Consider the following 26304-nt stretch of genomic DNA (forward strand, 5'->3'; position numbering starts at 1 on the left):
ACCTGCGCAAGCCGTTCCGTGACCAATCTTCGACGTGGCGTTGGGCCTGTGACGACGATCACAGGACCATCTGATGGCTCTTCGTCAGGCGCCGGCAAGGCGTGCGGCGGCCTCGGCGACGCGCTCGTCGGTCGCGGTCAGCGCCACACGGACGTGTCGGGGAGCGCCGTAGAACGCACCCGGCGCGACGAGGATGCCGAGGGACGCGAGGTCGCCGACGGTGGCCCAGCTGTCCTGGTCACCGGCCTCCGGACGCACCCAGAGGTACAGCCCCGCCTGCGAGCCGTCGACGGCATACCCGGCCTGCTCGAGCGCCCCGCGCAGCAGGTTCCTGCGGCGCAGGTAGCGCGACCGCTGCTCGGCCACGTGCCCGTCGTCGGCCAGCGCCGCGGCCGTCGCGGCCTGGACCGGTCCTGGCACGATCATGCCCGCGTGCTTGCGCACCTCGAGCAGCTCGGCGACGAGCACCGGGTCCCCCGCGACGAACGCGGCGCGGTACCCGGCGAGGTTGGACTGCTTGGACAGCGAGTAGACGGCGAGCAGCCCGGTCAGGTCGCCGCCGGTGACGCGAGGGTCGAGCAGGCTCGGGACCCCCTGCGAGACCCAGGGCTCGTCCCAGGCCAGCTCGGCGTAGCACTCGTCGGACGCGACGACGACCGGGCGCCCGTCCCGCGCGGCGGCCGCCCGCGCGGCGTCGACGACCCGCGCGAGCTCGTCGACACCCAGGACCTGGCCGGTCGGGTTGCCGGGCGAGTTCAGCCACACCAGCCGGACGCCGCCGTCGGCGAGGCGTGCCGCCGGGTCGTCGGTCGGCTCCGGGGTCGCACCGGCCAGCCGCGCCCCGACGTCGTACGTGGGGTACGCGGCGCCAGGGTGCAGGACGACGTCGCCGGCGCCCAGGCCCAGCAGCGAGGGCAGGAACGCGACGAGCTCCTTGGAGCCGACGGTCGGCAGCACGCCTGCCGGGTCGAGCCCGCGCACACCGCGCCGACGGGCGAACCAGTCGACGACGGCCTGCCGCAGCTCCGGCGTGCCGTGCGTCGTCGGATAGCCGGGAGAGTCCGCCGCGGCCGCCAGCGCCTCCCGCACGAGCTCCGGCGTCGGGTCCACGGGGGTGCCCACCGAGAGGTCGACGATGCCGCCGGGGTACTCGCGGGCGCGCTCCTTGAACGGCGTGAGCGTGTCCCAGGGGAAGTCGGGCAGGGCGCCGGTCAGCAGGCCCATCGAGTGGTCAGTCGCCGTGCACGCGCAGCGGCAGGGTGGCGATGATCGGGTGGTCCTTGTCGATCTCACCCATCTTCGCGGCACCGCCGGGCGACCCGACGTCGTCGAAGAACTCGACGTTCGCCTTGTAGTACTCGGTCCACTGCTCCGGGACGTCGTCCTCGTAGTAGATGGCCTCGACGGGGCAGACCGGCTCGCACGCACCGCAGTCGACGCACTCGTCGGGGTGGATGTACAGCGACCGCTTGCCCTCGTAGATGCAGTCCACGGGACATTCCTCGATGCACGCCTTGTCCTTGACATCAACGCAAGGTTCGGCGATCACATACGTCACGGTCGGTCCTCCACAGTGGCCGGGGGTCGCTCCTAGTATCGCTCACATGCCCCGGACCGCGACGCCCTGTCCACGGAGAGCGCTGTGACGGACGCGACGTGGCGGAGCTGGTCGCCGGGCGTCCGCGTCGTTGTCCGACGTCGTCGCGACGACCTGCCGGCGGCCGGCGAGCCGCCCTACACCGACGTCCTCGGAGAGGTGCTGGCCGTCGACGACGCCGGGGTTCTCGTCCGGAGCCGGCGCGGCGACATCAGGATCCCGGAGGCCGACATCGTGCTCGCCAAGACGGTGCCCCCTGCGCCAGCTCGTCGACCGGCGCGCTCCTAGTCGTCGAGCAGACCCGCCCGGGCGATCGCCGCCTCGAGCGCGGCAGTGAAGTCGCCCACGACCTGGCGCAGCAGGCGCGCCTTGTGCAGCGCGTTGCCGACGTCCTCCGCGTCGTGGCAGTCGAAGTCGAGCGTGACCGACCGGTTGCAGTCGGCGATGGTGAACGTGCCCTCGACCGCGCTCCACGGCTCGCCGTCCTCGCGGTGGCGGCCGGTGCCGGGCTCGTGGGTCAGGACCTTGACCTCCGCGAACACGTGCGCCGTCGTGTGGTACCCCGCGTGGTTCAGGAAGTCACGGACCAGGAACGAGGTGTTCGGCAGCGCCTCGAGGCTCGTACCGCCGCTGGGCGCGGCGGCGAGCCCGAGGAGACGGTCGGGGAGCGTGTCGATCACGGCGCGACGGTAGTGGCGGCCGTGCGAGCGGCGCCAGGACTTTGCGCCGTGCCCGTCGCCTATCCCGCGGGCGCCGGCCCGCAGATGATCTTGTTCTGCGGCTTGTAGCGCCAGGTGTTCGACTCGGTCTTGACCAGCTCGCCGTTCAGCGACGTCTTGCGCGTCACGGTCACGGTGAAGCCGGGGTTGCCCGCGGCGGACGCCTCGCACGTCGGCGACTGCGAGTAGACGGTCGTGGGCTGGACGACGCCCGAGCGCGGGCTCGTGATCGACTCGACGGACCAGTACTTGGTGCTCCACGCCCGCACGTACAGGCGGTTGTCGGCCACCCACGACTGGATGAGCGCGCCGTACGGGGTGTTGTTCTTCCAGCGCATGTCCAGCGTGCCCGTGAAGATCGTCGACTCGCGGCCCTCGGGGTAGCGGGCGAACCACTCGCTGTGCGGCTTGTGCTCGATGTCCTCGTAGCCCGCCAGGAACCCGACGTTGTAGCTGGTGGTGGAGACCTGGCTCAGGCCGCCGCCCCAGGCGTCGGTGTGCTCGCCGCTGACGATCGCGCCGGCCTCGACGAAGCCGTGCGCCGCGTCGATCGGACCGAGCGCCTCGGTGAGGCTGAACGTCTCGCCCGGCTTGACCAGGGTGCCGTTGATCTTGCTCGCGCCGTTCGTGATGTTGATCGTGCGGCGCGGCTCGCTGGTCAGCGGGGTGGAGAACTCCGAGACGATCTCCTTGACGCCCAGCTGCTCGAGCGCGGCGGTCGACTCCGACGGGTCCGACTGCACCAGCTCGACGGTCGCCGAGCGGTTGTCCGAGACCGCCGCGCCGGCCACCGCGGTCGCCATCGTCGCGGGGTCCAGCGTGGTGCCCGGGGTGCCCGGCACGATGACGGGGGCATTGTCGACGAACTCGAAGTGCGCGTCCGCCGACGCCGTCAGAAGGTCGGGCAGCTGCTGCAGCACCGCGGCCGTCAGACCGTCGCCGTTCATCTGCAGGACCAGCTCGCCGTTTGTCGGGACGTAGGCCGAGTTGGCGGCCAGCGTCGCCGCGTCGAGCAGCGCGACCTGCCCGGAGACCATCACCGAGACCGGCGCCGAGGTCACCTTGGCCGCCTCGACCAGCGCCGCGTCCGTCTTCTCCTGCGTGATCGCCGGCGGGACGGTCGTGGTGGGGAGCTTCAACGGCCGGGGCGCGACGAGCCAGTCGCTCGTGATCACCTTCGCCGACTCGACCGGGTCCAGGTCCCAGCCGTCGACGGCGTCCGTGGACTGCGCCGTGGCGTCGACGTACAGGACCGTCCCGTCGACGGGCAGCAGCTGGAGGGCGGTGCCCAGCCCGTCGATCGACGCGGCCAGCTTCGAGGCGTCCACCGCAGTCACCGCGTCCTGCTCGCCGATGCCGACGATGTGGTCCCAGAGCTGCTTCGGGTCGGCCAGGTCCACGCCCGTCAGCTCGTCGACCGTGGCCTGCGCGTCGAACGTCAGACCCGACGTCGTCGGGTCGATGGTGGCCTGCACGTCCTGCGCGATCACCGGGATCGGCTGCGTCGTCTCGTCAGCGAGCTCTGTGTCCAGCCGTGCCACCGCCTCCGCCGACTTGAGGCCGCCGATGTCCACGCCCGCGACGCTCGCGCCGCGCGGCACGGTGTCCGCCACGGCGAACGACGCCCCGACGTAGGCCGCACACAGGACCAGCACGACGCCGACGGTGACCAGCACGCGGCGGGGCCACCGACGGCGACGGTTCTCGGGCTCGAAGACGTCGAACGGTGACGGTGCGCGCTCGCTCGACGGGACCGGTCCCGCGGAGACCGTGCTCGAGGACGCGGCAGCAGCGGCAGTCACGGGCGCGAACCTGCTGGTTGCGGCAGCCGGTGCGGGCTCCGTGGCAGCCGGCGTGGCCGCGGCGACGGGTGGCGCGGCGGCGACCGGCGGCAGGACCTCGGTGGGATCCGGCGTCGGGTCCGCGACCGGCGGCAGGACCTCGGTCGGGGGTTCCGGCTGCGGGGCTGCACGAGGCGTGGGCTCTGCGGCCTGCTCCGGGTTCGCGGCGGTCGGCGGGGTCGGCCTGATCGCCGACGCGAGCGCGGCGCTCGCCAGCGCGGCGAAGGGGTTCGTCTGGACGACGGGTGTCTCGTCCTCAGGAACAACGACGGGCACCTGCTCGGGCTCGTCGATCGGCTCGGCGAGCTCAGCCGCGGCCGGCACCCCGTCGGACTCCTGCTCGTCAGACTCCCGCTCGTTGGACGCCCGCTCGTCGGACTCGGTGCCCGGCGCAGGCTCCTCGTCCTCGGACGTCGGGGACTCCGCGGCAGCGTCGTCGGAGGTCGTCTCCTGGGACTCGACTGCGGCCGCGACGACCGCGGCCGTCTCGACGTCGGCCTCAGACTCCGGCTCGGCCTCGACGTCGGCCTCAGACCCGGGCTCGGCCGCGGGTTCGGGCTCGACGGGCTCCGCCGTCTCATCGGCCGCGACGACCGGCTCGGAGGCGATCTCGTCCGCCGCAGTGGGCGCATCGGGCTCGGGCACGGGCTCGTCCGCGTCAGGCTCGGGCTCGGGCTCGACGATCTCCTCGGCCTCAGGCTCGTCGGCCTCGGACTCGTCGCTCTCGAGCTCGGCAGTCTGGGGCTCGTCGGCTTCGGGCTCGTCGGATTCGGGCTCGTCGGTCCCGGTCGCCTCGGCGGCGGGCTCCGCAGTGTCGGGCTCGTCGCCCTCGGCCGCCTCGGCGACGGGCTCGGCAACCTGCTCGGACGAGGACGCTGCGGCCTCGGGCTCGTCGGACTCGGCCTCGGCCTCATCGGTCTCGACGACAGCGTCGGCCTCGAACTCAGCGGTCTCCGACGTCGCGGACGCCTCCGACTCAGCGGTCTCCGGCGTCACGGACGCCTCGGACTCAGCGGTCTCCGACGTCGCGGACGCCTCAGACTCCGGCTCGTCGACCTCGTCGGGCGTGACAGCCACCTCGTCGGATCCGTCGGAGACGTCCTCGGGCTCGCTGGCGTCCACGGACGCGTCCGGCGAGGCCACGGCAACATCGTCGGCCCCGTCCGGTGCCTGCTCCGGCTCGAGGGCGGGCTCCTCGTCGACGGACGGCCCAGAGTCGTCGGAATCCTCGACGACGGCCGCGTCCTCCGCGGGCTCGGACTCGGGCTCCTGGTCGTCGACGGGAACCGTCGACGCACCGCCCCAGACGGGCCAGACGGTATCCGTAGGCGCACCGGCGCCCGGCGTCGCGCCGCCGTCACCGACCTGTCCGGACTCGTCCTGCTCCGTGCCGTCGCTCATCCCGCTCCCCTGCTGCTCTCCGCGCGTACAACGCGCCCGGGCGAGTCTACGTGGCGGTGCGCGCCATCCCGACGATCCGACCGCGCGCCGGACAACGATTCACAGCAAGCCGTCGCAGGGCACGGCGCAGCGTCGGTGACACGCCGCTGTCCGAGATCCCGCAGCACCGGACATCTCCGGACACATCGGACGGTCGCACCGCCACGGGCCCGGACTGCCGCTCAGCGCACCGGTCGCACGCGTCCTCGTAGGTGGACCAGACCTCCGGCGCCCGCGTCCCCCTGCGCACCGGAGAGGACGTCGCCGATCACGACGTCGTGGTCGCCCGCGCGGTGGATCGCCGCCGTGCGGCAGTCGAACCACGCCGCGGCGCCGTCCACCCAGACACCACCCGACAGCGGCGCGGGGCGGTGCGGCACGCGGGCGAGCTGGTCGAACGCGGGCCGGCCGGGCGACGCGAGCCAGTCGGCGGTGTGCGCCTGGTCGTCGGCCAGGATGCTGACCGCCCAGGTGTCCACGTCGTCGAGCGCGTCACGGAAGCGGGCGTCGACGTGCACGCAGAACAGGAGCATCGGCGGTTCGAGAGAGACGGAGGCGACGGCGCTCGCGGTCATCGCGTGCACGGTGTCCCGCCACCGCAGGGTGATCACCGCGACACCGGCGGGCAGCCGGCCGACGGCCGACCGGAAGTCGTCGGACGAGATCCCCGGGACGGCGCTCACTGCGGGGCGTCCGGCTCCCCGGCGACGTCGGCCGTCAGGACCGGCGGCCCGGACGGGGCGGGACGAGCAGGGCGCGGGGTGTCGGAGAACCACGCACGCGGCAGCAGCATCGCGACGACCGCGACGGCCACCGAGCCGAGCAGCCAGACCATCCCGAGCTTCTGCCCCGACGGCACGAGGACGTCTCCACCCGGACCCTTCTGCGACAGCGCGAGCACGGTCACGCCCAGACCGACGACGAACCCGATCCAGGCGATCAGCCCGCCGAAGGCCCGGGCGGTCGCGGCGGCGGCCAGCACGAGCGACAGGCACAGGACCAGACCCCACGGCTGCACGCTGCGGTGCATGATCGTGCCGATCACGCCGACGACGATGCCGACGAAGGCGGTCAGGATCGTCTTGCCCAGGGCGGCCGGCGAGAGGTGCACGCGGTCAGGGTATCGGGCGCACGCCGGCCGGCCACGCGACGTCGCCCGCGACGACGAACCGGTACGTCTCGACCGGGAGCAGCGGCGCGAGGACCTGGTTGCTGAGGGCGTAGCGGCCCACCAGTGCCGGGTCGTCGTCGACAGAGGCCACGGCCTGCACCTGCGTCGCGTGGGCACGCAGTGCCGCGAGGACCTCGTCGCGCACCGGCAGCACGTCCACCTCGAGGTCGACCTCGTCGTCGGGCACCGCGACCGAGGGCAACGGACCGTCGGCGTCCGGGACGCTCAGACCGTCGGAACCCGCGAGGGCGGCGTACCCCGCGCGCAGGGCGCTCTCCGGCTGCACGACGACGAGCAGCACCGGCGCCGGGTCGACGAGCTCGACGGCCCGGCGGGTGACCTCGTAGGTGCGGACGTGGTCGGGATGCCCGTACCCGCCACCCGGTTCGTACGTCACGACGACGGCCGGGCGCCGCTCGCGCAGGACGCCCGCGAGCCGCCGGGCAACGTCCTCGACGCCCGCGCGGACGAACGCGTGGGGCGGGACCTCGTCGGCGAGCCGCGCCCGCCCGGAGCCCACCCACGCCATGCCGGAGTCCTCGAACCGAGGGTCGACCGACCCGTCGAGGAACACGTGGTCGTGCACGCCGAGCGCGGCCAGGGCGGCCGCGAGCTCGACCGTCCGGTGCGCGGCGAGCGCAGGCCCGTCGCCCTCGAGGTGCGCGAGCGAGGCACCGATGACCTCGCCGCGCTCACCTCGCGTGCAGGTGACGACCGTGGTCGGCAGACCGGCGCGCGCCCAGGTGGCCAGGAGCGCGCCGGTGGCCAGGGACTCGTCGTCGGGGTGCGCGTGCACCGCGACAAGCGCGTCGCCCATCAGCTCAGGAAGACGCTCAGGCGCGCTTCGAGCGGGCCGTGATGCGCGCGCGCTCGGTCTGGTCGAGCACCACCTTGCGGATGCGCACGATCTCCGGCGTCACCTCGACGCACTCGTCCTCGCGGGCGAACTCGAGCGACTCCTCGAGCGTGAGGTTGCGCGGCGGGATGAGGTTCTCGAAGTTGTCGGCCGTCGCGGACCGCATGTTCGTGAGCTTCTTCTCCTTGGTGATGTTCACGTCCATGTCCTCGTTGCGCGAGTTCTCACCGACGATCTGGCCCTCGTAGACCTCCTGCGTCGGCTGGACGAAGAACGAGCCACGCTCCTGCAGGTTGATCATGGCGAACGGCGTGACGGGACCGGAGCGGTCGGCGACGAGCGAGCCGTTGATGCGCGTCTCGATGTTGCCGGCCCACGGCTCGTAGCCCTCGGCGATGGACGACGCGATGCCGGTGCCGCGGGTGTCCGTCAGGAACCGCGTGCGGAAGCCGATCAGGCCACGCGCCGGCACCAGGAACTCCATGCGGACCCAGCCGGTGCCGTGGTTCGACATGGTCTCCATGCGGCCCTTGCGCTGCGCGAGCAGCTGCGTCACGGCGCCCAGGTACTCCTCGGGGACGTCGATGGTCATGCGCTCGACGGGCTCGTGGATCTTGCCGTCGACCTTCTTGGTCACGACCTGCGGCTTGCCGACGGTCAGCTCGAAGCCCTCGCGACGCATCTGCTCGACCAGGATGGCCAGCGCGAGCTCACCACGGCCCTGGACCTCCCAGGCGTCGGGACGCTCGGTGGGCACGACGCGGAGCGAGACGTTGCCGACGAGCTCCTTGTCGAGGCGGTCCTTGACCTGGCGGGCGGTGACCTTGTGGCCCTTGCCGCCGCGGCCGGCCAGCGGGGACGTGTTGATCCCGATGGTCATGGAGATGGCCGGGTCGTCGACCGTGATCAGGGGCAGCGGGCGCGGGTCGTCCGGGTCCGTGAGCGTCTCGCCGATGGTGATGTTCTCGATGCCGGCGACGGCCACGATGTCGCCGGGGCCGGCCGAGTCGGTGCTGACGCGCTCGAGCGCCTTGGTCTCCAGCAGCTCGGTGATCTTCACGTTCTGCAGCGAGCCGTCGGCGCGGGCCCACGCGACGGTCTGACCCTTGCGGATCGTGCCGTTGAACACCCGCAGCAGGGCGAGGCGACCGAGGAACGGCGACGCGTCGAGGTTGGTGACGTGCGCCTGCAGCGGCGCGCCCTCGGTGTAGGTGGGCGCCGGGATGCGCTCGAGGATCGTCTTGAAGAGCGGCTCGAGGTTCTCCGCGTCCGGCAGGCCGCCGTCGGCGGGCTGGTTCATCGACGCACGGCCGGCCTTGGCGGCGGCGAACACGACGGGCACGTCGAGGATCGCGTCGAGGTCCAGGTCCGGGACGTCCTCGTGCAGGTCGGAGGCCAGGCCCAGCAGCAGGTCCGTCGCCTCGTGCACGACGTCGGTGATCCGGGCGTCGGGACGGTCGGTCTTGTTGACCACGAGGATCACGGGCAGCTTGGCGATCAGCGCCTTGCGCAGCACGAACCGCGTCTGGGGCAGCGGGCCCTCGGACGCGTCGACGAGCAGGACGACGCCGTCGACCATGGACAGGCCGCGCTCGACCTCGCCACCGAAGTCGGCGTGGCCGGGGGTGTCGATGACGTTGATGGTGATGCCGTCGGGCTGGCCGATCTCCGCCGCCGCGGGACCCGTGTACCGGATCGCCGTGTTCTTGGCGAGGATCGTGATGCCCTTCTCGCGCTCCAGGTCGCCCGAGTCCATCGCGCGCTCGTCCACGTGGGCGTGGGAACCGAACGAGCCGGACTGCCAGAGCATGGCGTCGACGAGCGTGGTCTTGCCGTGGTCGACGTGCGCGACGATGGCGACGTTGCGCAGGTCAGCGCGCACGCTCGTGCCGGCGGATGTCGTCGGCGCAGTCGTGGGCTCAGACATGGGGGAACTCATCTCAGAAGGTGGGGAGCGCGCCGGGTCGTCGGCTGCGCCGGTCAATCCTACCCGCCCGTACGCGTGTTCGGGGGTAGAGGTGACCAGACGCACTCTCAGCTGCGCGCCCAGCCCCACCACGAGGTCAGGTCCGCGCGGCCGAGCGCGAGCGGTTCCACGTCCGCCAGCTCGGTGCCGTCGGGCAGCGGGCGCTGGGCGACGACGACAGGCTGCTGCGCGATCGAGACGACCGCACCGCCGGTGACCAGGCTCGTCGCGACGGGCTCGAGCGCCGTCGGGACGGCGGCCGGGTCGAGCGTCGCCGCCAGGGTCGCCAGGGCGGCGTCGGTCGCCGGGTCCTTCCAGCCGGTCAGGTTGGCGTAGCCGGCCGACTGCCAGCGGGTGACGAGCGCGTCGACGGGCAGGTCCGACTGCGGCACCGGCACGAGGGCGACGTCCCAGGCCTCGGGTGCGCCCCGCAGGTCCGCCGCCCACGCCTGCACGGCCGTGTAGGGCCGAACCTCGAAGCCCGCCTCGGCGGCGGACTCGGTGATCTTGTCCAGCATCGCGGTGCGCAGCGGGTCCGTCGTGTTGGTCAGCACCCGGACCACGACGGGCTCGGTCACCTTGGCCGCCTCGAGGGCGGTCGTGGCCGCGTCGGCGTCGGCGACGGCGTCGGGTGCGGCGTCTCCCCCGGCGTCCGGACCGACCTGCGGCAGGACTGCGGTCGACACCTCGGCGTCGGGCCACAGGGGCTTCACCAGGTCGTCGACGATCGCGTCGCGCGGCACGGTGAGCAGGAACGCGGTGCGGACGGCGGCTGCGGTCGCCGCGTCGCCGGCGTAGGTCGCGGGGTCGAACGCGCCCCCGCCCGCCACCTGGAGCTGAAGCTGCAGGGTGCTGTCGCCACCCGTGCGGACGGTCGCACCCTCGACGTCGCCGAGGGCGTCCAGCACGTCCGCCGTGTCAGCGGGGGCGATGACATCGATCGACCCGGCGGACAGGGCGCTCACCTCGTCGAGCGGATTCAGGTCGGTGCGCACGACGATGCGGTCGAAGGCGGCGGCGTGGTCGCCCGTGTACTCCTCGTTGCGCACCAGCTCGACACGCTCGTCGGGCACGATCCGGTCGATGACGTACGGACCGTCGCTGACGGCGAGGTCGGGGTGCTGGGCCAGGGCGTCGGCGTCGAACTGGGTGCGCCACGTGGCCGAGATCGAGCTCAGCGCCTTCTTGTCCTCGGTCGTGATCGCGGCGGTGACCGCTGCCGCGGCGGCCGTCGGGTCCTCGACTCCGAGCGCCGTCTGGCCGACGACGTGCGCCGGGACGCCGACGTCGAGCGCGACCTGCCAGTCGGCGACGGGCGCCGTGTAGGTGACCGTGACCGTCGCGCCGTCGACCACCGGGGGCTGCTCCGCGTAGATCAGGGCGGGCGACGCGGCCGCGAAGGCCACGCCAGCGGCGAGCGCGTCGTCGTTGGTGACCTCACCGGCGTCGTCGAGCTCCGGGGTCACGTCGTCCAGCTGCCCGCTGCGCGCGGCCCACTCGAGCACCAGGTCGTCGGCCGTGACGGGCACGCCGTCGGACCACGTGGCGTCGTCGGCGATCGTGTACTTCACCGTGAGCGGCGCGTCCGACACCTTCTCGATCGTGCCGAACGACGGGTCCAGCACCGCCGTGCCGTCCTCGTCGAGACTCACGAACCCCGACTGCACCAGACCGCGGACCAGCGTGCTGCCGGGCGCCCGACCCTGCGCGGTGCCCCCGTTCAACGAGGTGAACGGGGACGCGACGGCGACCACGACCGTGCCGGACCGCTGCGGCGCGGGTGCGGGCTCCGTGCAGCCGGCGAGCGCCACCACAGCGGCGGCGACCACGACGACCGTCAGACCTGAACCACTGCGCACCGCATGCCTCCCACGAGCTCGGACGGGCACCGGCTGCCCCATACGGAGGTATCGGTCACCTTCCGCCGAACATCAACCATGCCGTACGAATCGGTGGAAACTCGGATCAAGCCCGACGAGTCGACGACTAGAAGCCGCGCCCCGTGGTCTGCCCGGGACCCTGGTCGACGATGTCGTGCGCGTCCAGCTCGGCGTTCTCCGAGGCGTTCGCCAGCTCGTCGGCCCGCTCGATCTCGGCACGCTCGAGCTCGTCGCGCTGCTGGTCCAGAAGCGCGTCGCGGGTGAGGCGACGCTCCTGCTGGGCCACCGGGTCCGGCACGGGGACCGCGGCGAGCAGCCGCTGCGTGTACGAGTCCTGCGGGTGGTTGACCACCTGGGCGGTGTCGCCGATCTCCACCAGCCGGCCGTTGTGCATGACGGCGATCCGGTCGGAGAGCATCTCGACGACGGCCAGGTCGTGGCTGATGAACAGGCACGCGAAGCCGTGCTCGCGCTGCAGGTCCTGGAACAGCTCGAGGACCGTAGCCTGCACGGAGACGTCGAGGGCGGAGGTGGGCTCGTCGGCCACCAGGAGCTGCGGCTCGAGCGCCAGCGACCGGGCGATGCCGACGCGCTGCCGCTGACCGCCCGAGAGCTCGTGCGGGTACCGGTTGCGCATGGCGCGCGGCAGCTGCACCTGGTCGAGCAGGCGCTCGACCGCACGCGACATCTCGGGGCCCTTGATTCCACGGTGCAGCAGCAGCGGCTCGCCGATCGACTCACCGATCGGCAGGCGCGGGTTGAGCGAGGAGCCCGGGTCCTGGAAGACGATGCCGACCTTGCTGCGCAGCGGCTTCAGGTCCTTCAGGGTGGCGCCGACCATGTTCTGGCCGACGATCTTCAGCTCGCCCGACGTCACCGGGAGCAGGCCGACGACGGCGCGTCCGATGGTCGTCTTGCCGGAGCCCGACTCGCCGACGAGGCCGACCACCTCGCCGCGGTGCAGCGTCAGGCTGACCCCGTCGACCGCCCGGAAGGCGGGCTGGCGACGACGGCCCGGGTACTCGATGACCATGTCCTTGGCCTCGAGGACCACGTCCTGCGCGTCCCGCGGCACCGCAGTCGGCTCGATGCGGTCGGCCGTCGTGGTGTCCGACGTCTCGGCGGCGAGCGCCTCCGCGCTGCGGCCGAGGTGCGGCACGGCGTCGAGCAGCTTGATCGTGTACGGGTGGGTCGGCGCGTTGAAGATGTCGATCGACGTCCCCTCCTCGACGACGCGACCGTCCTTCATCACGATGATCTTGTCGGCCAGGTCGGCGACGACGCCCATGTCGTGCGTGATCAGCACGATGCCCGAGTCGATGCGCGTGCGCAGGTCGCGCATGAGCTTGAGGATCTCGGCCTGCACGGTGACGTCCAGGGCCGTGGTCGGCTCGTCGGCGATCAGGAGCTTGGGGTCGCACGCGAGCGCCTGGGCGATCATCGCGCGCTGGCGCTGACCGCCGGACAGCTGGTGGGGGTAGGCGTCGATGCGCCGGTTCGGGTCGGGGATCTCGACCAGGCGGAGCAGCTCGAGCGCGCGCGCCCGGGCCTCCTTGGGGCCGATGTCGAAGTGCGTGCGCAGCGTCTCGATGATCTGGAAGCCGACCGTGTAGACCGGGTTGAGCGCGGTCATCGGCTCCTGGAAGATCACCGCGATCTCGCGTCCGCGGACGTGCCGGAGCTTCTGCGGCGACATCCCGATCAGCTCGCGGTCGCCCAGCTTGGCGCTCCCCTTGGCGCGCCCGTTGGGCGGCAGGAGGCCGAGCAGGGACATCGAGGACTGCGTCTTGCCGGAGCCGGACTCGCCGACGATGGCGAGCACCTCGCCCGGGAAGACGTCGTAGTTCACGCCCGTCGCGGCCGGGAACCACGTTCCGTCGACGTAGAAGTCGACGCCGAGGTCACGGACGGTGAGCACGGGCGTCCCGGTCGGAGCTGCTGCCGGGACGGCGTCGGAGATGTCGAGAGCCACGCTGGTTCCTTACTGGCCGAGGACGAGGTGCGCGATGGACGGGGTCGCCGTCGTCGAGCGCCGGTCTGGGAGCATGGACGGATGGGTGCCACGCAGGAGTTCAGTTCGACGTACGGCCGCTGGCTGACCGGCGGTGCGGCGCTCGCCGCGGTGATCGCCCTGGTCAGCGTGCTGGCCGCCGACGGAGTGAGCGAGAGCCTGCAGCTCGTGCCGCTCATGGCGCTCGTCGTGCTCGTGGTCTGGGCGCTGTTCTGGCGACCGGCCGTCGTGGTGTCCGACGGCGAGGTCGTGGTGCGCAACGTGCTGGCGACCGTGCGCATCCCGTGGCCCGCATACCGCGGCGTCACCGTGAAGTACTCGCTCGTCGTGCACACCACCGGCGCCGACGTGACCGCGTGGGCGGCTCCCCGCTCGAGCGGGACCGCACAGCGGATGCGCCGCCGTCGCCCGACCGAGGGCCCGCTCGGCCCTGGCCGGCACAACGCGAACGCCGACCGGGTGGCCGACGCGATCGTCGAGCGCCAGGCCGCGCTGAAGGACGCCGGCTTCCTCAAGGACGCCGAGGCCGCCGTCGCGGCGGGTGTGGTCCCGCAGCGCCGCTGGCACTGGGCGCTCGTCGGCGGCGTGCTGGTGCTCGCCGTCGCGTCGTTCGCCCTGCTCTGAGCGCGCGGTCATCCCCCGGACATCCCGGCATTCGGGCCCTGCACCTGCGGCGGCACGCCAGGCGTGCCCTGCGTCGGGGACTGACCGGCGGCGAACTGCGCGCGGGCCATCTTGCGCTCGGACGGGATCCGCTTCTGCCGCGGGTCGAACGCGTCGCGCAGACCGTCGCCGATGAAGTTGATCGTCAGGGCGATGATCACGATGAACAGACCCGGCCACCAGAACAGCCACGGACGCGTCGCGAACGCCTCCTGGTACTGGCTGATGAGCAGCCCGAGCGACGTCGCCGGCGCCTTGATGCCGACGCCGAGGTAGGACAGCGCGGTCTCGAGGAGGATCGCGGAGCTCATCAGCAGCGTCGTGTTGACGATGATGACGCCGATCGCGTTCGGCAGCATGTGCTTGAACATGATCCGGCTGTTGCTCGCACCGGCCACGCGGGCGGCGTCGACGAACTCCCGCTCCCGCAGGGTCAGGAAGTCGCCGCGCACGAGGCGGGCCAGGGTCGTCCAGGTGATGAGCCCGAGGAACGCGCCGAAGATCAGCGGGTTGTTGCCGCCGGCGAGCTGGCCGAGCACCGCGCCGATGACGATGACCGGCATCGTGATGACGAGGTCCGTCAGGCGCATCAGCAGGTTGTCGGTGCGGCCGCGCATGAAGCCTGCGAGCGCCCCGACGACGATGCCGACGACCGTCGCGACGAAGCCGACCGTGGCCGTGATGACGAGCGACGTCTGCGTGCCCTGCATGACGCGCGCGAACACGTCGCGGCCGATCTCGTCCTGACCGAACGGGTGCAGGCCCCAGTGGAACCAGATGCCCGCGTCGCCGCCGAGCCAGACCGGCAGCTGGATGGTCGGGTGACCACCGTCGATGATCACGCGGTTGGGCAGGTTGGGCCGCCAGATCCACCAGCCGTCCCAGCCGAAGACGCCGACCGACGTGAACGCCAGCAGCACGACGAACGCCAGCACGACGACGGCGATCATGGCGCCGCGGTGGCGCAGGAAGCGCCGACGGACGATCTGGCTCTGCGAGAGGCCCGCGACCTCGCGCAGCTCGATCGAGTTCTCGACGGAGTCCTCCGGAGGAAGCTGTTCGACGGTGCTCATGCGTTCACCCGGATCCTGGGGTCGAGGCCTGCGTAGATGAGGTCGGCGACGATGTTCGCGATGATCGCGAGCGCTGCGACGATCAGCAGGTACGCCATGACGGGGTCGATCTCGGCGTGCTGCAGCGACGCCAGGAAGAGCGTGCCCATGCCGGGTCGGGCGAACACCTTCTCGGTGATGATCGCGCCACCGAGCAGGGTGATGACGTCGATCGGGACGACGGTCGCCAGCGGGATCAGCGAGTTGCGGAACCCGTGCCGCATGATCACCGTCCGCTCGGGGATGCCCTTGGACCGGGCGGTGCGGATGTAGTCCTGGCTCATCACCTCGAGCATGCTCGAGCGCGAGTAGCGGGTGTAGGCCGCGAAGCCGATGAGCAGGAGCGCGATCGTCGGCAGCAGGAGGTGGGTGAACGAGTCGAGCGTCTGCACCCAGAAGTTGCCACCGAGGTTCGGCGTGCTGTTGCCGATGGTCGGGATCGGGCGCCCGCTGATGGCCGGAGCGTTGTAGTACGCCGGCCAGACGCGCATGACCTGGTTCGCGAAGAGCATCGACGCGACGACCACGGCCGTCAGCGCGGCCGTCCGGGCGGACACGCCGCGGTCGGGGCCGCCCCACGCGTAGCCGACGCCGACGCCGACCGCGATGGTGACGAGCAGCAGGCCGAACATCATCAGCCAGGACTCCTGCACGGACCGGAAGAAGATCTGCAGCGGCAGGTAGAGCACCAGGCCGATGACGACGGTGGTCAGCGAGGCAGCGAGCGCTCGGCGGTTCTTCAGGCCGGTGGACAGGGTCGTGATGGCGAAGGCGCTCGCGGTACCGAGGACCGCCAGGAGCACCGGGTTGATGCTCGGCGTGGTCCACCAGTCCGTGATCTGCAGGAAGGCGAACGTCGCGAACGTCGAGGCGAAGCCGAGCCCGAAGGTGACGCCACGGCGGCGCGTGTCGCCACCCACGGCGAGGCTCCACAGGAGTCCCGCGAGCACGGCGACCACGGTGATGGCGACCCACGAGACCACCGGGTCCGCCAGGAAGTCGTTGAAGCCGATGGCGCCCCACTGCTTGAGCAGCACCGCGACCCAGAACGCGGGCAGCGAGTACAGGAGGAACGACACGAAGATGATGAGGTAGTCGAACGAGCTGTACTGCCGCAGCGCGCTGACGATGCCGACGGCGACGCCGAAGATGATCGCCAGGAACGTCGCCGCGGTGACGAGCTGGATGGTCGACGCGACCGCGCCCTGCAGGAGCTCGGAGACGGGCTGGCCGCTGACCCACGCGACGCCGAGGTCGCCGTGCAGCACGTCGCCGAGCCACTTGAAGTAGCGGATGACGACGCCGGTGTTCAGGTCGAGGAGATCGATCCGCTCGGAGATCAGCTCGGCCTTGTTCGGCGCGTTCGACTGGCGCAGGTCGTAGAACGGGTCCATCGACGCGTAGACCAAGAGGTACATGGCGAACGTGGAGACGAAGAGCGTCGCCAGTCCGGCCAGGAGACGTCGCCACAGGAACGAGAGCATGAAGAGTGGTACCTCACGGTTGAGGACGTTTACGCACCAGCCGGCAAAGTCTACGCGGCAGTGGTCGCAGAGGGCCGCTCGAACGTCCTGGTGGGGCGGGCGAGCAGGTGATGCGGCGCCGACGGCATCCGGTGCAGGGGCACCGTTGCCCGGCTGCAGTGCCGTAGGACGCGGGTAGCGCGCGTCGGGCGCTTGGCTCTTTCACGCACACGGTGAGGGCGGCGGGACCTTGATGGTCCCCCCGCCCTCACGCGGTGTGTCATGTCATGCGGTGACGAAGGTCAGCTCGTGGCCCCGTCGGTCGGCGACGTGGCCGTCGCCTTCCAGTCCCAGAACCCGTAGAAGATCGTCGGGTTGATGGAGATCGGCGCGGGACCCGAGAGCTTGTCCTCGTTCCAGGCGTGGATGCCGGGGAACTGGAAGATCGTGGTCCCGAACGCGTCGGCCCAGAGCTGCTTCTCGACGTCCAGCTGAAGCTGCGCCTGCTCCTTCGGGTCGATCGAGACGGCGAGCTGGTCGAAGAGACCGTCGACCGTCGAGTTGCTGTAGTGGCCGTAGTTGTTGATGCCACCGGTGCGGTAGTTCGCGTCCGACTCCGTCACAGCGGTGGACTCGGACTGCCAGCCGAACAGCGAGGCGTCGTACTGGTCCTGCTGCGTGGACAGCTTGGTGCCCCACTCGGTGGCGGGCGCCGAGGCGTCGACCATCGTGAAGCCGGCCGCCGTGGCGGTGTCGCTGATGAGAGCGAACTCGTTCACGCGGCGCGGGTTGTCACCGTTGAAGGCGAACCGGACCGGGATCGGCGTGGTGATGCCGGCGTCGGCCAGGATCTGCTTGGCCTTGTCGACGTCCGCGTCCAGCGGGTAGGCGTCCGACCCGTTGTTGGCGACCATGTCGGCGTAGTTCGGCGAACCGGGCAGGTCGATGAACGAGTTGCGGACCTCGGCCTTGGGGTTCAGCGGGACGATCAGGTTGTCGACGATCGTCTGACGCGGGATCGCCGTGAGGAACGCCTGGCGGACCGCGAGGGCCTTCGAGGCGTCGCCACCGTAGGTGGCCGGGTCGAACGGACCCTTGTTGTCGAAGACGAGGTCGACGTGCTCGTAGGTGCCCTCGATCGCGTTGTCGACCTTGACGCCGTCGAGCGCCTCGAGCGCCGTCAGCACGTCGGCGGACGCCTGCGGGCCGATGAGGTCGACCTCACCGTTCTGCAGCGCCTGGACCTGGCCCATCGGGTCGTCGATGTAGCGGACCGTGATGGTGTCGGGGCCACCCGCGTGGTCACCCTTGTACTTCGGGTTGCGCTCGAGCGTCAGGTACTGGTTCTCGACGAACTCCGAGATCACGTACGGGCCGTCGGCGACGAGGAGCGACTTGTCGTCCGGGAGCTTGGTGAACTCGGTGCCGCTGTTCCACCACTTGGCGAGAGGCTTGAGCTTCTCGACGTCCTTGTCCTGGATCGCCTTGACCATGGCGTCGGTGGCCTCGGTCGGGTCGTCGATCGCGAGCGCGTGCATCGCTGCCACGTGCGCGGGGACGGTCGGACCGGTGAAGTTGAGCTCCCAGTCACCGAACGGCTTGTCGTAGACGTAGGTGATCGACTTGTTGTCGTCGGAGATCTCGGGGGTCTTGGTGACGAAGGACGCACCGGGCGTCACGCCGTCGAAGTAGACGCCGGCCGTGTAGTCGGTGGTGTCGTTGCCCTCTTCGTCCGTGGTGCCCTCGATCGTGTTGAGCGCACCGGAGGTGCCGGCCCAACCGAGCAGGAGGTCCGCGGCGGTGACGGGCGTGCCGTCCGACCAGGTCGCGTCGTCGCTGAGCGTGTACTTGACCGTCAGCGGGTCGTCCGACGTCTTCTCGTACGTGCCGAAGCCCTCGTTCTTCTGGAGCTTGAGGTCCGGGTCGTAGAAGTTGAACGTCTCGTTCGTGAGGTAGGTGATGACGGCGTTCTGGGTCGCGTTGCCGTTCGACGAGTCCGTGTTCGTCTCGAACAGCGGGGACTCCCAGGCGACGTTGACCGCGGTCTCCTGGTTGATCCCGGCGTCGTCGCCGTTGTCGTCGCTGCCGTTGTCACCGCTGCTGCACGCAGCAAGCGCGAGAAGGCTCAGCGAGGCGACCGCAGCGGTCGCGGCCTTCCGTGTGATCTTCAATGTTCCTCCTGAAACGGTGGTGGGTCTGCCTAGTCACGCGGGCGTCGATGGTCACGACGCACAGGAGCACAGATCCCGCCGGGGGTTGGCGACACGTTAGTCAAGCCCCAACGGACAAATCGGACAGGTGGCCGCAGAACTGATGATCGTTACGCGATTGATACTGGCCGGTACGTCCACGATGTGAGATCGTCACCCCGCGGAAACACCACGGTTACCTGTCCGAAGCACGTCCGGACGGGTGTCACCCCAGCTAAATCACTGACGTTGCGTTGCGGATCTGCTATAGACCGCGATCGCGGTGTAGGCACCGCTGTGAAGTCGCCGTGTGGCGGGACTTCGCTTTCCACCGTACTCCGGGACGCGACGCGCAGCCCGCTGAGCAGGGACAATCGCCCGATGAGCATCAGTTCCGTGATCCACCGACTGGGTCGCACGCGTTGGTTCGCTCGTGCCGGCAAGGCCACCTCCGGCCTCGATCGCCGCCTGCAGAAGGCGACGCGCGGCCGTCTGAGCACCCTGGGAAGGCCGAGCATCCCGCAGCTGATCCTCACGACGACCGGCCGCAAGTCCGGTCAGCCGCGCGAGGCCGTGCTCGCCTACGCCGTCGACGGGGACGGCTGGGTCCTGATCGGGTCGAACTGGGGCCAGGAGCACCACCCGGCCTGGTCGGGCAACCTGCTCGCGAACCCGTCGGCGAGCGTGACCATCGCCGGCGTCACCACCCCGGTCACGGCGTCCCTGACGTCCGACGACGAACGTGCCCGCCTGCTGCCGGCGCTCCTGGCCGTCTGGCCCGCGTACGAGACCTACGCCTCCCGGGTCGACCGCGAGCTCCGCGTCTTCCGCCTCGCCCCGGCCTGACCCGTGCCGTTCTCGCCGGCCCTCGGCTCGCACCATCGCGGGCGGCCAGGCAGGCTCGCCCGATGGACGTCCGCAGCCTGACCCGTGCCGACGAGGCGTCGGCGGTGCGTGCGCACGAGCAGCTGGTCGGCGAGGGTTTCGAGCTCCTGCTCGGCTGGTCGCCCGGAACGGACTGGCCGGCCTACCTCGACAGGCTCGAGCGCGAGCGCGCCGGCATCGACCTGGCCGACGGCCGCGTCCCCGCCACGTTCCTCGTCGCGGTCGTCGACGACGAGGTCGTCGGGCGGGTGTCGGTGCGGCACGAGCTCAACGACTTCCTGGCGCGCGTGGGCGGGCACATCGGCTACGCGGTGGTGCCGTCCGCGCGTGGGCGCGGCGACGCGACCGCGATGCTGCGGCACGGCCTCGGCGTGCTCGCGCCCCTGGGCGTGACCCGGGCGCTGGTCACGTGCGACGACGACAACGGCGCCTCTGCCACGGTCATCGAACGCTGCGGCGGCCACCTCGAGGACGTCGTGGACGGCAAGCGCCGCTACTGGGTGCCGACCAGGACCTGATCCGCGCGCTGCGCTCCCGTGACGAGGCCCGTGCCGGGGTCAGCCGGCGGATCCGGTGCGCGCGCGGCGGCGGTAGGCGCGGGCCTTCATGACCTCGCCGCACTCGTTCATCGAGCACCAGCGACCCGAGCGGTTGCGCGAGCTGTCGTAGTAGATCCACTGGCAGTCGGGGTTCGCGCATGCCTTGAGGCGGACCCACTCCCCCGACGCGTGCGCGCGGTGGACGTCGGCGAGCAGGGCAGCGACGGTCGGGTCGACACCGGCCGGGTTGAGGTTCGAAGCCCCCTCGGCGAACGCGACGACGAGCGGGTTCGCGGCCGCGATCGGCGCGAGGTTGGTCGCGTCGCCGCTGGTCAGGTAGGTGCGCAGCGCATCGCGCAGCGCGAGCAGCGGCGCCGGGCCGCCGGCCAACCGCTCGACCCCGTGGAACCGGTCGTCGGTGTTCAGGAGCGCGCGGACGCGCTCGAGCCTGTCGGGTGCGACACCCGGCTCGGAGCCGAGCGTGACCCACGCCAGCAGCGGATCGGTAGGAACGGTTCACCCCTCGTCTCGTCGGCAACGCCCTTGACGTCGGGCGCGAGTCGCCACGATAGTCATCACCAGCGTACCTGTTTTACCGGTGACGCATGGGACCGACGAACGAGAGAGCGATGACTGCCACCACCACCGAGAAGCTCGGCTGCGACACCTCCGACATGCTCCACATCCACGCCCTGTTCCGCCGGGCGTTCACCGACCTGCCCGGGCTGGTCCGCGGCGTGCCGGACGGCGACCTGGAGCGGATGCGGGCCGTCGCCGGGCACACCCGCGAGGTCGCCGCGGCCCTGCACAACCACCACGAGGGCGAGGACCAGCTGCTCTGGGACAAGCTCGAGGAGCGCGCCCCGGCCTGCGCGCTGCACGTCGGCCTGATGCGCAGCCAGCACGCGACGACCGCCGCCCAGCTCGAACGGCTCGATGTCTTGATGCCGACGTGGGAGATCGCCGCCGACGCCGTCGCGCGCGACCACGTCGCCGACCTGCTCGACGAGATCCGCACCACCCTGCTCACCCACCTCGGCCAGGAGGAGACCCAGATCCTGCCGACCGCGGCGAGCGTCATGTCGCAGCGCGAGTGGAGCCTGCTGCACGAGCACGGGATGGCGTCGATCCCCAAGGACAAGCTGCTCCTGCAGCTGGGCTGGATCCTGGAGGTCGTGCCCGCCGACGAACGCCCCGCGTGGCTCCGGGCGAACCTCCCCGCGCCTGCACGGCTGGCGTGGAGGCTCGTCGGGAAGCGGCAGTTCGCGGCGCACCGCGCACGCATCTACGGCGACTGACGAGCACCCCCGGTAGCGTCCGAGAGGTGGAGATCCTGCACGTCACCCGCCGGTCGGACTGGGACGCGGCCGTCGCCGCCGGCAGCTACCGGTGGTCGACGAAGGGTCGGACCTACGAGGAGGTCGGGTTCATCCACGCCTCGTCGCGAGCCCAGCTGCCCGGCGTCGCGGCGTTCGTGTTCGCCGACGACGTCGACGAGCTCTGCGTCCTGCTCCTGGAGACCGGCACGATCACCGCCGCCGGGACCGAGGTCCGCTACGAGGACGGCGGGAACGGCGAGCTCTACCCGCACGTCTACGGTCCGATCGACCCGGCGTGGGTGGTCGACGTGGTGCCCGCGCACATGCGGCCCGACGGCACGTTCTCCTGGGGCGTGGCGCGCTAGCCGCGCCCACCACTGTGTGAGCAGATCGTCGCTCCGCAGACGAATGGCACGACACGCGACGCCGGTAGACTCCGCCCCGGCACCGCTCTCTCGGGGCCCGATCCCTGAGCAGAGAGGTGAGTGCGGTGAGCTCGAACAGGCGCGCCGACATCCAGGGCCTGCGCGCCCTCGCCGTGCTCTCGGTGGTCGCGTTCCACGTCCGACCGGCCTGGCTGCCCGGCGGGTTCGCAGGCGTGGACGTCTTCTTCGTCATCTCCGGCTACCTCATCACGAGCGGCCTCCTGCGCGACGCCCATGCCGGCCGGGTGCGGCTCACCGCGTTCTGGGGCCGACGGATCCGCCGGCTCATGCCCGCGGCGACGCTCGTGATCACCGTGACCCTGCTGGCGTCGGCCGTCGTGCTGCCCGTCGCACTGCGCGCGGAGTACGCCCGCCAGGCCACGGCGTCCGCGCTCTCCATGGAGAACTGGCTCCTCGCGGCCAACTCGGTCAGCTATCTGCACGCGACCGCGCTGCCCAGCCCGTTCCAGCACTTCTGGTCGCTGTCGGTCGAGGAGCAGTTCTACGTCGTCTGGCCGCTCGCGGTCGCGCTCGTCGCGTTCGCCGCGGTCCGGCTGCGGCGCTCGCCGGCGTTCACCCTCGGCGCCGTGGCGGTCACGCTCGGCGCCGCCTCGCTCGTCTACTCGGTCGCGTCGTCCGCGAGCTCGCCGGACATCGCGTACTTCTCGACGTTCACGCGCGCCTGGGAGCTCTTGATCGGTGCGTCGCTCGCGGTGTTCCTGCCCGGGCGGCACCTGTCGGTCCCCGTCGCCCGGTGGGTGTTCGCGGTGGGGTTCGTCCTGATCGGGGCCTCGGTCTTTGTGCTCGACAGCACCATGGCCTTCCCCGGCTGGGTCGCGATCTTCCCGACGGTCGGCGCCGCGTGCATGCTCGCCGCGGGCGCGACCCCGTTCACGTCGCGGGTCCGCAACGTCTTCGAGTGGTCGCCCGTGACGTACGTCGGCGACATCTCCTACAGCCTCTACCTCTGGCACTGGCCGCTCATCGTGCTCGTCTGCGCGGCCCTCGGCACCACGACCGTCCCCCGGCTCGCGGTGGTTCCCGTCGTCGCCGTCGCGGTCGTCGGGGCGGCCCTGACCAAGCGCTTCGTCGAGGACCCGTTCCTGCGCGTCGGACGCCAGCGGCACGCCCTGCCCGCGCGCACCCGCACGATTAGCCGCCACCCGTTCGTGCTCGGTGCGGCCCTGCTCGGGATCACGGCCGTCGGGGTGGTCGCCGTGAAGGCCCTGCCCGTGCAGACCCCCGCCTACGTCGCCGCGCCGCAGCTGTACGTGGGCGCTCGGGTGCTCGCCCCCGACGCTGCGCCGCCGGCCGCCGATGCTCCCCCCGCCCCGACGCTCGCCGACCTGCAGACGATCGAGCGCCAGCTCGTCGAGCCCTGCCTCACCCCGGCCGTCAAGGACACCGTGCTGTCGTGCGAGGGCGGAGACCCGGACGGCACAAAGACGATCCTGCTCGCCGGCGACAGCCACGCCGCCATGTGGCTGCCCGTGTTCGAGGAGCTGGGCAAGAAGTACGGCTGGCGGATCGTCGTCTCGACCAAGCAGTCGTGCCCGCTGATCGCATTGGCTCCCGACGAGGACCTCAACGGCCCGATGTACCCGGGCTGCCGGAAGTGGAACGAGCAGATCCGCCACTTCATCGCGACCCTGGCGCCCGACCTCGTGCTCACCTCCGGCGCCTACTACTCGTACGCCGACGCCAAACCGACCGGCGCCGTCAGCTACGACAAGTTCCAGGGCCGCGCCTACGAGCGCCAGTACGCGTTCATCCAGGACCTCGGCATCCCCGTCGTGGCCGTGCGCGAGGTCCCGTACTTCCCCGGCTTCTCGGCCCCGGACTGCCTCTCCCTCGCCGGCGCCACACCCGACGGCTGCTCCGCGCAGATGACCGCCGCCCGCGACGTTCTCGAGTCGCGCATCACCTACGCCGTCGAGCAGGGCTCGGACATCCCGCTGATCGACGTCACGCCGCAGATCTGCCCCGACGACTGCCGCGCCGTCATCGGCAACGTCGTGACGTACCGCGACGACAACCATCTGACGCCGATGTTCGCCGAGAGCCTGTCGTGGGTGTTCGAGCGCGACCTGCGCGAGTCGCACCCGAAGCTGTTCCCGGCCGGCAGCGCCTGAGCGACGACGCCGACCTGCTGACGGTGGCCACGCAGTAACGCGATCGAAACAGCCCGTCGGTAGTGTCCTGCACCCGTCGCCACGGCGACACAACTGGCAGGAGTCCCCATGGCCCCCGACCGGTTCACGCTCACGGTCTTCTGCGGCTCGGCCTCCGGCTCGGACCCGCTCTACCCCGCGACGGCCCGCGCCGTGGGAGCCGCGATCGCGCGGCACGGCATGAACATGGTCTACGGCGGCGGGCACGTCGGGCTCATGGGTGCGGTAGCCGATGCGGCGAGAGCCGCCGGTGCGCACGTTACCGGGGTCATCCCCCGCGCGCTGCAGGCCAGGGAGGCCGTGCACCACGGCCTCAGCGAGCTTGTCCTCGTCGACAGCATGCACGAGCGCAAGACGATCATGTCCGACCGCGCGGACGCGTTCCTCGCGCTGCCCGGCGGGCCCGGGACGCTCGAGGAGCTCACCGAGCAGTGGACGTGGGCGCAGCTGGGCATCCACGAGAAGCCGTCCGGCATCCTCAACGTGGACGGGTACTTCGACCCGCTGCTGGCGTTCGTCGGAAACATGCGCGACCGGGGGTTCACGCACCCGCGATACACGGACATGCTCGTCGTGAGCGACGAGATCGACGACGCCCTCGAGCGGCTGCGCGACTACGTACCGCCCGAGCGGGTCGCCGCGTCGCCCGGTGCGGAGATGAGCGAACCGCTGCGCGCCTAGACCGCTGCTGCGCTACTCGTCGGGCGCGCGATCAGGCTGCGGCTCTCCTCTGTCGCGCGACGAAGACCAGCTCCTTGCCGGGCCGGTCGGGTGCGTCGCGGACGTCCTCGACGTGGAAGCCCGCGTCGCGCAAGGACGCCTCGACCTGCTCGCGGGTGCGGAACCGCAGCGTGGAGTCCGAGACGATCGTCGTCCCGTCGTCGTGGAAGACGTTGGTCCAGCGGAAGCTCACGAGGTCGCCGGTGACGTCCGTGAGGTCGCACCAGGTCTCGACGACGCCGACGCCCGGGATGTCCTTGGTCTCGTGCGTCTGCTCGCGGGTCCACCCCGTCCACGCCCGCCGCGACGGCTCCCGCACCTCGAAGACGAGCCACGTGGCGACACTGCGGATGGCGGCCAGCGTCGCCGACCACTCCTCGTCCGTGATGAACACCTGCGCGACGTTGGCGGTCATGGTGACGAGGTCGACCTGGTCAGTGACCGTCTGCGCGTCGCCGTGGACCCACCGGACGCGGTCGCTCTTGCCGCGCGCGACGTCGAGCGACGCCGACGCCGGGTCCACGCCGATGACGTCGAGGCCCCTGCTCGCCAGCATCGTCGCGAACGTGCCCGTGCCGCAGCCGAGGTCGAGAACGCTGCGCGCGCCGAGCTCCTCGACGATCGCGACGTACGCGTCGAGGTCGCTGCGGTCGCCGTCGAAGTCGTCGTAGATCGCAGCGAGACGTGGGTCGTCGAAGATCGGGTCGGGCATCGACCGAACGTAGCCAGCACGGATCGACCCGGCGAACGGATTCTCCTCGACCTCAGGGCCCGCCGCGCCAGTGGTCGATGCGGCGGTGGTCGGGCAGGAAGCCGTGCTCGACGCCCCACAGCACCGCCTGCGTCCGGCTCTCCACGCCGATCTTCCCGTAGGCGGAGCGGATGTAGGACTTCACCGTGTTCGGGCTCAGGTAGGTGAGCGCGGCGACGTCGGCATTGCTCTTTCCTTGCGTGATCAGCGCGAGGATCTCGGCCTCCCGGTCGGTCAGCCCCTCCCCGCGCCCGGGCCAGTCCAGCCCGCTCGCCGGACGCGCGCGGCCCGGGACCTCGCTGATCACCACCTCACCGGCGTGCACCGCCTCCAGGGCCGCGACGAGCTCACGCGCGGGCAGCGCCTTGGACAGGTACCCGCGCACACCCTGCGCCCGGGCACTGGCAACAAGGTCCGGATGGAAGTTCCAGGTGAACACGACCACCCGGCGCGCGTTCGGGTTGCGCACCAGGACGCCCACCTCGTGCTGGTCGGACTCCGGCTGCGCGAACGCGTCGTAGAGCACGACGTCGACCACGTCCTCGACCGGCTTGTTGGTGTCGATCTCCGCCACGACCACGCGATC

Annotated in this window: 24 protein-coding genes; 8 read left to right on the forward strand and 16 right to left on the reverse strand. The window is 71.2% G+C overall.

The features are described from left to right. Positions 1–84: 84 nt before the first annotated feature. Positions 85–1224: a succinyldiaminopimelate transaminase gene (dapC, locus tag AC1DZC_RS14065; protein ID WP_477043694.1), complete on the reverse strand. Its 1140-nt coding sequence runs from the start codon at positions 1222–1224 to the stop codon at positions 85–87. A gap of 7 nt (positions 1225–1231) precedes the next feature. Further along, positions 1232–1558, reverse strand: coding sequence for a ferredoxin (gene fdxA / locus AC1DZC_RS14070; protein ID WP_477043695.1), 327 nt, complete (start codon positions 1556–1558; stop codon positions 1232–1234). A gap of 84 nt (positions 1559–1642) precedes the next feature. On the opposite strand from fdxA, the gene AC1DZC_RS14075 reads away from it, so the two are divergent. Beyond that, a complete protein-coding gene (locus AC1DZC_RS14075; protein ID WP_477043696.1) occupies positions 1643–1885 on the forward strand; it encodes a putative acetyltransferase in 243 nt (80 codons plus the stop codon). Here AC1DZC_RS14075 and AC1DZC_RS14080 read toward each other — a convergent pair. From AC1DZC_RS14080 to AC1DZC_RS14115, 8 genes are all read right to left on the reverse strand, one after another. Beyond that, positions 1882–2277: a LisH domain-containing protein gene (locus AC1DZC_RS14080; RefSeq protein WP_477043697.1), complete on the reverse strand. Its 396-nt coding sequence runs from the start codon at positions 2275–2277 to the stop codon at positions 1882–1884. The two genes, AC1DZC_RS14075 and AC1DZC_RS14080, sit on opposite strands and share 4 nt — an antisense overlap. 59 nt (positions 2278–2336) lie before the next feature. After that, positions 2337–5558, reverse strand: coding sequence for a VanW family protein (locus AC1DZC_RS14085; protein ID WP_477043698.1), 3222 nt, complete (start codon positions 5556–5558; stop codon positions 2337–2339). Between the two features lie 221 nt (positions 5559–5779). Next, positions 5780–6280, reverse strand: a complete 501-nt coding sequence (locus AC1DZC_RS14090) for a flavin reductase family protein (RefSeq protein ID WP_477039584.1) — start codon at positions 6278–6280, stop codon at positions 5780–5782. Next, on the reverse strand, positions 6277–6708 hold the full coding sequence (locus tag AC1DZC_RS14095) for a DUF6113 family protein (protein WP_477043699.1): 432 nt from the start codon (positions 6706–6708) through the stop codon (positions 6277–6279). The genes AC1DZC_RS14090 and AC1DZC_RS14095 overlap by 4 nt, the downstream gene beginning before the upstream one ends. A gap of 4 nt (positions 6709–6712) precedes the next feature. After that, positions 6713–7585 carry a PIG-L family deacetylase gene (locus tag AC1DZC_RS14100; protein ID WP_477043700.1) on the reverse strand — a complete coding sequence of 291 codons (873 nt, stop codon included), beginning with the start codon at positions 7583–7585 and terminating at the stop codon, positions 6713–6715. 16 nt (positions 7586–7601) lie between these two features. Then, entirely contained in the window at positions 7602–9551 is a 1950-nt protein-coding gene (gene typA / locus AC1DZC_RS14105; protein WP_477039581.1) for a translational GTPase TypA, read from the reverse strand. Positions 9552–9658: 107 nt separating this feature from the next. Further along, positions 9659–11449, reverse strand: a complete 1791-nt coding sequence (locus AC1DZC_RS14110; protein WP_477043701.1) for an ABC transporter substrate-binding protein — start codon at positions 11447–11449, stop codon at positions 9659–9661. Positions 11450–11576: 127 nt separating this feature from the next. Continuing rightward, entirely contained in the window at positions 11577–13442 is a 1866-nt protein-coding gene (locus AC1DZC_RS14115) for an ABC transporter ATP-binding protein (RefSeq protein WP_477043702.1), read from the reverse strand. 81 nt (positions 13443–13523) lie between these two features. Here AC1DZC_RS14115 and AC1DZC_RS14120 point away from each other — a divergent pair, with 81 nt between their 5' ends. Beyond that, complete coding sequence (locus tag AC1DZC_RS14120) at positions 13524–14105, forward strand: PH domain-containing protein (RefSeq protein ID WP_477039578.1); 582 nt, start codon at positions 13524–13526, stop codon at positions 14103–14105. A gap of 8 nt (positions 14106–14113) precedes the next feature. On the opposite strand, the gene AC1DZC_RS14125 is transcribed toward AC1DZC_RS14120, so the two are convergent. From AC1DZC_RS14125 to AC1DZC_RS14135, 3 genes are all read right to left on the reverse strand, one after another. Beyond that, complete coding sequence (locus AC1DZC_RS14125; protein ID WP_477039577.1) at positions 14114–15217, reverse strand: ABC transporter permease; 1104 nt, start codon at positions 15215–15217, stop codon at positions 14114–14116. Further along, complete coding sequence (locus AC1DZC_RS14130; RefSeq protein ID WP_477039576.1) at positions 15214–16740, reverse strand: ABC transporter permease; 1527 nt, start codon at positions 16738–16740, stop codon at positions 15214–15216. The genes AC1DZC_RS14125 and AC1DZC_RS14130 overlap by 4 nt, the downstream gene beginning before the upstream one ends. Before the next feature lie 281 nt (positions 16741–17021). Then, positions 17022–18890 carry an ABC transporter family substrate-binding protein gene (locus AC1DZC_RS14135; protein ID WP_477039575.1) on the reverse strand — a complete coding sequence of 623 codons (1869 nt, stop codon included), beginning with the start codon at positions 18888–18890 and terminating at the stop codon, positions 17022–17024. Positions 18891–19289: 399 nt separating this feature from the next. On the opposite strand from AC1DZC_RS14135, the gene AC1DZC_RS14140 reads away from it, so the two are divergent. Both AC1DZC_RS14140 and AC1DZC_RS14145 read left to right on the forward strand, forming a co-directional pair. Further along, positions 19290–19754, forward strand: a complete 465-nt coding sequence (locus AC1DZC_RS14140) for a nitroreductase family deazaflavin-dependent oxidoreductase (RefSeq protein ID WP_477043703.1) — start codon at positions 19290–19292, stop codon at positions 19752–19754. 62 nt (positions 19755–19816) lie between these two features. Further along, a complete protein-coding gene (locus tag AC1DZC_RS14145; RefSeq protein WP_477043704.1) occupies positions 19817–20311 on the forward strand; it encodes a GNAT family N-acetyltransferase in 495 nt (164 codons plus the stop codon). Between the two features lie 39 nt (positions 20312–20350). Here AC1DZC_RS14145 and AC1DZC_RS14150 read toward each other — a convergent pair whose 3' ends face one another. Continuing rightward, a complete protein-coding gene (locus AC1DZC_RS14150; RefSeq protein WP_477043705.1) occupies positions 20351–20722 on the reverse strand; it encodes a CGNR zinc finger domain-containing protein in 372 nt (123 codons plus the stop codon). 239 nt (positions 20723–20961) lie between these two features. Between AC1DZC_RS14150 and AC1DZC_RS14155 the strand changes: the two genes are divergently transcribed. The 4 genes from AC1DZC_RS14155 to AC1DZC_RS14170 all read left to right on the forward strand — a co-directional run bounded on the left by AC1DZC_RS14155 (position 20962) and on the right by AC1DZC_RS14170 (position 24928). Next, positions 20962–21630 carry a hemerythrin domain-containing protein gene (locus tag AC1DZC_RS14155; protein ID WP_477043706.1) on the forward strand — a complete coding sequence of 223 codons (669 nt, stop codon included), beginning with the start codon at positions 20962–20964 and terminating at the stop codon, positions 21628–21630. A gap of 26 nt (positions 21631–21656) precedes the next feature. Continuing rightward, positions 21657–22016 (forward strand): DUF952 domain-containing protein, encoded by a 360-nt coding sequence (locus tag AC1DZC_RS14160; RefSeq protein ID WP_477039570.1) that lies wholly within the window; start codon positions 21657–21659, stop codon positions 22014–22016. Positions 22017–22141: 125 nt separating this feature from the next. Further along, positions 22142–24208 (forward strand): acyltransferase family protein, encoded by a 2067-nt coding sequence (locus AC1DZC_RS14165; RefSeq protein ID WP_477043707.1) that lies wholly within the window; start codon positions 22142–22144, stop codon positions 24206–24208. Positions 24209–24316: 108 nt separating this feature from the next. Then, positions 24317–24928 (forward strand): LOG family protein, encoded by a 612-nt coding sequence (locus AC1DZC_RS14170; RefSeq protein WP_477039569.1) that lies wholly within the window; start codon positions 24317–24319, stop codon positions 24926–24928. A 31-nt stretch (positions 24929–24959) separates the two neighbouring features. On the opposite strand, the gene AC1DZC_RS14175 is transcribed toward AC1DZC_RS14170, so the two are convergent. Both AC1DZC_RS14175 and AC1DZC_RS14180 read right to left on the reverse strand, forming a co-directional pair. Next, entirely contained in the window at positions 24960–25679 is a 720-nt protein-coding gene (locus AC1DZC_RS14175) for a class I SAM-dependent methyltransferase (protein WP_477043708.1), read from the reverse strand. A gap of 52 nt (positions 25680–25731) precedes the next feature. After that, on the reverse strand, positions 25732–26304 hold a 573-nt coding region (locus AC1DZC_RS14180), incomplete at its 5' end, for a response regulator transcription factor (protein ID WP_477043709.1).

Source organism: Cellulomonas sp. P2_B4, from assembly GCF_056404795.1.